The organism is Pantoea sp. R102, from assembly GCF_004916815.1.
Lineage (GTDB): Bacteria > Pseudomonadota > Gammaproteobacteria > Enterobacterales > Enterobacteriaceae > Pantoea > Pantoea dispersa.
This window is the reverse complement of record NZ_SDFT01000123.1, coordinates 1-4,815: the sequence shown is the minus strand read 5'-3', so window position 1 is coordinate 4,815 and position 4,815 is coordinate 1. Positions and strand designations below refer to the sequence as shown.

Genomic DNA, 4,815 nt, shown 5'->3' with positions numbered 1-4,815 from the left:
CGCGCGCCAGCCGCTCCACCGTCCAGTTTTCGCCGGGCGCGCGGTGCATGGCCGCCATCGCCAGGCTGAGGCGCGGATCGCGCAGGGCCTGCACCAGCCCGCTGCCCTGACCACAGCCATTCTCCACCCAGCCCCGCACAATTTGCGCCGCCACCACATCGGCCAGCCGCGACAAAATGCCGGCAAAGCCCGCTTTGCGCTGACGCGTTTCACGCTCCATGGCATCCAGAATCGGCTGGATTTCCGGGTATTGCGCCAGCAGCGTGCTGACCAGCATCACGTCCGGCATGGTGTGCACCAGCGGCTGCATGCCGCCCAGCTCAAACGCCATGCAGGCGCTGAATAAAATCACATCGCTGTCGTCCGGGCAGGCATCCGCGTCCGGCGCATCGTTAATGGCGCACACGCTGTCGCAGATGGGTTTGCTGTTAAAGGTAGCGATCGGCACGCACACCGCATCTTCGCCGGAGATTAGCGCGTGCGGCTTACCGTGCGGAATCAGCAGTGCATCGCCCGCCTGCAGCGGATAGACGGTGCCGGAAGTGGAGCGAATCAGCAGCGAGCCGCGGCCAACAAAGTGCAGTTGCGCCTTGCCCGGCGCGTCATCATATTGCAGGCCAAACGGCGCATGCAGCGCGATGCGCTGATATTTGACGCCGTACAGGCGCATGCCCATCAGCAGTTCGCTGGTCAAATCTTCATAGCGGCTCATACAATCCAGACGAATTATCAAAAAACAAAGTTTCTGTATCATAGATCGTCTTGCGTCGTCTCTCTATGCTTACAGCCTGATATTTTGTGATGGGGATCGCAGATGAGTCTGGATACTGAAGTAGTGGAAACAAGCATTGCGGTAGAGAAACCCGCATGGGGCGCGGTGTTCGCCATGGCGTTTGGCGTCTTCGGCCTGATCACCGCAGAATTTCTGCCGGTGAGCTTGCTGACACCGATTGCCGACTCGCTGCGTGTCAGCGAAGGGCAGGCGGGCCAGACGGTCACGGTTACCGCGCTGGTGGCGCTGCTGACCAGCCTGGTGATCGGTAATGTCACGCGCCGCCTCGACCGCCGCCTGGTGATGCTGGCGTTCACGTTACTGCTCATCGCCTCGGCGCTGCTGGTGGCGTTTGCCGAAAATCTGCCGATGATTTTACTGGCGCGCGTGCTGCTCGGCATGGCGATTGGCGGCTTCTGGACGCTGTCGACCGCCATTACCATGCGGCTGGTGCCCGCCGATCAGGTGCCGCGCGCGCTGTCGATTGTGTTCAGCGGTATTTCGCTGGCCACCATCATTGCCGCGCCGCTGGGCAGCTATCTTGGCGGGCTGATTGGCTGGCGTAATATCTTCCTGCTGACCGGTGTTTTGGGCGTGCTGGCGCTGTTCTGGCAGTTCTTCACCCTGCCGTCGATGCCGCCGGAGAACAAAGCGCGCAGCGGCGGCGTGCTGGACCTGCTGCGTCAGAGCGTGATGCGCTGGGGCATGCTGGCGGTGATCATGATGTTTACCGGCCATTTTGCCTTCTTTACCTATCTGCGTCCGTTCCTGGAAACCAGCGCGCAGCTGAATGTGAATCAGCTGTCGCTGGTGCTGCTGGCGTTCGGCGTGGCGAACTTCTTCGGCACCTCGCTGGCCGCGTGGCTGGTGACGCGCAGCGTGTCGCTGACGCTGACCGGCATGGCGCTGGTGATGAGCGTGACGGCGGTGCTGCTGGTGAGCTTTGGCCACGTCTCCTGGCTGGTGGCGAGCGGCGTCGCGCTGTGGGGGCTGGCGTTTGGTTCAATGCCGACTGGCTGGTCAACCTGGCTGTCGCGCGCGGTGCCGGACGACGCCGAATCGGGCGGCGGGCTGCTGGTGGCAACTATTCAGCTGGCGATCACCGCCGGTGCGGCGGCCGGTGGCTGGATGTTCGATCTGCAGGGCGCGGGCGGCGTATTCCTTGCCAGCGGCGTGCTGATGCTGCTGGCCGCCATCACCATCTTTAACCGCGTGCGGCATCACGGTTAAATCCGTTTACCGCCATCAGGCGCGCCGCGACACGCTTCAGGGTGTGTCGCGGCGCCGCTTTTGCCGAGTATGCCTGGTCTCACCAATCACAGCAATAAATCCTGCCTTTTAATCAAATCCTGGTTTTTTAACCCTTTGCGCACAGGTTGCGCTAAATGTGCTTTTTATAGTCAAAATATTCGAATTACTTAGGCAAATCTCTGCGCTTTTTTTTGATCGGTTGCCGGCCTACTATATCTCTCATCAAGGCGATGTCGCCTTATTCAATCAAACATCATTAAGGAAATGACCATGAAAACCATCAAAACTTTTGCTGCTGTTATTGCTCTCTCTGTTCTGCCATTTGCCAGCTTCGCGCAAAGCGTGACCGCTACCGCCTCTACGCTTGACGGTGCTGAAGCGCAAATCGCTGCTAAAGCGCAGGAACTTGGTGCTTCCTACAAAGTGACTGAAGCCAACTTCAACAACGGCGTTCACATGACCGCAGAACTGACCAAATAAGTTTGCCTTACCCTCTGTGCTGACAGGGTGCCTTCGGGTGCCCTGGCGGCGTTGCTAACGCCATAAATCCCTGTCCCTTTTCCGCATAAATGATTATTATTCGCAAAAACTAACATCCTTATCGGCTCGCCTCGGGCTGAATTTCCTATTGGTTGCAATGTCGGGCTTTCATTTCACTGCCGCACGGCGGTGGTTTTGCTATGGAGAAGTTATGAAAGCGAATAAAACAATGCAGTGGGCGCTGCGTCCGCTACTGGTGGCCACGGCGCTGCTGTCCTGCAGCGCGCTGCAGGCGGCGGAAACGCAGCCGCTCAATCAGCCGATCGCCAAAGGCGCCTATGAACTGGCCTTCAGCAACAGCGACAACGCGCTGTTCCTCGCCACGGCGCAAAACGCCGGCAACCCGCAGGGCGGTACGGTTTACCGTCTCGATCCGCAGAATCTGGCGGTGAAGCAAACCATCAGCACTGAACTGAAGACCTTTGGTGCCGCCATCAATCAGCACACCAACGTGCTGTACTTTGGCAATACGGTCAACGGTGCGCTGACGGCAGTGGATGCCAGCAGCGGTAAGGTGATCAACACGCTGGTGCTGGATGGCCGCAAGCGCGGTGACACGGTTCGTCCGCTGCAGCCGCGTGAACTGGTCGCGGATGCGCTAACCAATCGCGTGTACATCACCGGTCTCGGCGCGCAAAGCGTGGTGTGGGTGGTGGACGGCAAAACACTCCAGCTCATCAGCACTATCCCGAATACCGGCAAAATGGGCACCGGGCTGGCACTGGATGCCGCCGCGCAGAAACTGTATGTCACCAATGCCGATGGCGAGCTGGTCACCATCAATACCCGCCTGAACGCGATTGAAAAGCGCCAGAAAATTGACGGTGATAAAGAGCACTTTTTCCTGAACATTGCGCTGGATAGCAAAGGCCACCGCGCTTTCCTCAGCGATGCGAAGCAGCCGCAGGTGCTGGTGCTGGATACCCGGACACAGCAGGTGATTCAGCGTATTGAGGTACCGGAATCGCTGGCGGTGCTGTTCAATGCTGACCGTGACGAGCTGTATGTCACGCACCGTAAAGCCGGTGAGATCAGCATCATCGATGCCAGCAGCTATAAAGTGAAACGCACGGTGAAAGCGCCGGGCCTGCCGAACAGCCTGGCGCTCTCCGCCGATGGCAACACGCTGTTCGTCAGCATCAAGCAGCCGGGCTCACGTAAGGAACCGCCAAAAAACCCGGACAGCGTGTTACGCATCGCGCTGTAGGGCGTAATTATCCGAAACTCAGGGGCGACGTGTGTCGCCCTTTGCATTTCCGGCCTTGATCCCCCCTTTCCCGCCCGGCTTACGCTACCTTTAGGACGACAACACCTAAGGGGAGAGTGCAATGAGCCAGTTTTTTATGCATGAAAAAAACGATCTGGTGAACGAAGCGATCGAAGGCGTGTTACTCAGCACACCGTGGCACAACCTGACCCGTCTCGATCTGGGCGATGAGATTCGCGTGGTGGTGCGTTCGGACTGGGATAAAAGCAAAGTCGCACTGATTTCCGGCGGTGGCTCCGGCCACGAACCGGCGCACGCGGGCTTTGTCGGCAAAGGGATGCTGACCGCTGCGGTGTGCGGCGATATCTTCGCCTCGCCGAGCGTTGATGCGGTGCTGAACGCCATCGTTAACGTCACCGGTGAGGCGGGCTGTCTGCTGATTGTGAAAAACTACACCGGTGACCGGCTCAACTTTGGCCTCGCAGCGGAGAAGGCGAAAAATCTGGGTTACAAGGTGGAGCTGGTGATGGTGCAGGACGATATCGCGCTGCCGGAGAACCCGCAGCCACGCGGCATTGCCGGCACCGTGCTGGTACACAAAATCGCTGGCTTCGCCGCGGAGCACGGCCAATCGCTCGACGAGGTTAAAGCGCTGGCGCAGCGCACCATCGACGCCACGTCCTCCATCGGCCTGGCGTTTGCCACCTGTCACATTCCGGGTGAAAAGCGCGACGATCGCGTGGCAGCGGGCCACAGCGAGCTGGGGATGGGCATTCACGGTGAGCCGGGCGTGATCACGCTGGATACGCAAAACAGCCGCAAAATTACCAGCATCATGACCGATCAGCTGGCGCAGGCGCTGCCCGACGGCAAACAGGCGCTGTTGATGATCAACAATCTCGGCGGCTTTTCCCAGCTGGAGCTGGCGCTGCTCACGCGCGAAGTACTGCAGTCGCCGCTGGCGGCACGCATCACCCATTTAATTGGCCCGGCAACCCTGGTCAGCGCGCTGGATATGAAAGGGTTTTCGCTGACGCTGCTGGCG

Annotated in this window: 5 protein-coding genes; 4 read left to right on the top strand and 1 reads right to left on the bottom strand. The window is 59.4% G+C overall.

Going from position 1 to position 4,815, the window contains the following annotated elements:
- Nucleotides 1-712, bottom strand: a 712-nt coding sequence (locus tag ERD80_RS13625) for a cupin domain-containing protein (protein WP_136547249.1), incomplete at its 3' end; no start/stop codon positions are given.
- 102 nt (nucleotides 713-814) lie between these two features.
- Here ERD80_RS13625 and ERD80_RS13620 point away from each other — a divergent pair.
- From ERD80_RS13620 to ERD80_RS13605, 4 genes are all read left to right on the top strand, one after another.
- Nucleotides 815-2,002: an MFS transporter gene (locus ERD80_RS13620; RefSeq protein ID WP_136547248.1), complete on the top strand. Its 1,188-nt coding sequence runs from the start codon at nucleotides 815-817 to the stop codon at nucleotides 2,000-2,002.
- A gap of 291 nt (nucleotides 2,003-2,293) precedes the next feature.
- Nucleotides 2,294-2,503: a DUF1471 domain-containing protein gene (locus tag ERD80_RS13615; protein ID WP_058780877.1), complete on the top strand. Its 210-nt coding sequence runs from the start codon at nucleotides 2,294-2,296 to the stop codon at nucleotides 2,501-2,503.
- 211 nt (nucleotides 2,504-2,714) lie between these two features.
- The gene (locus tag ERD80_RS13610) at nucleotides 2,715-3,770 is read left to right on the top strand and encodes a YncE family protein (protein ID WP_021507812.1); all 1,056 of its coding nucleotides are present in this window, start codon (nucleotides 2,715-2,717) and stop codon (nucleotides 3,768-3,770) included.
- A 121-nt stretch (nucleotides 3,771-3,891) separates the two neighbouring features.
- A partial coding sequence (locus ERD80_RS13605) for a dihydroxyacetone kinase subunit DhaK (RefSeq protein WP_136547246.1) occupies nucleotides 3,892-4,815 on the top strand: 924 nt, incomplete at its 3' end.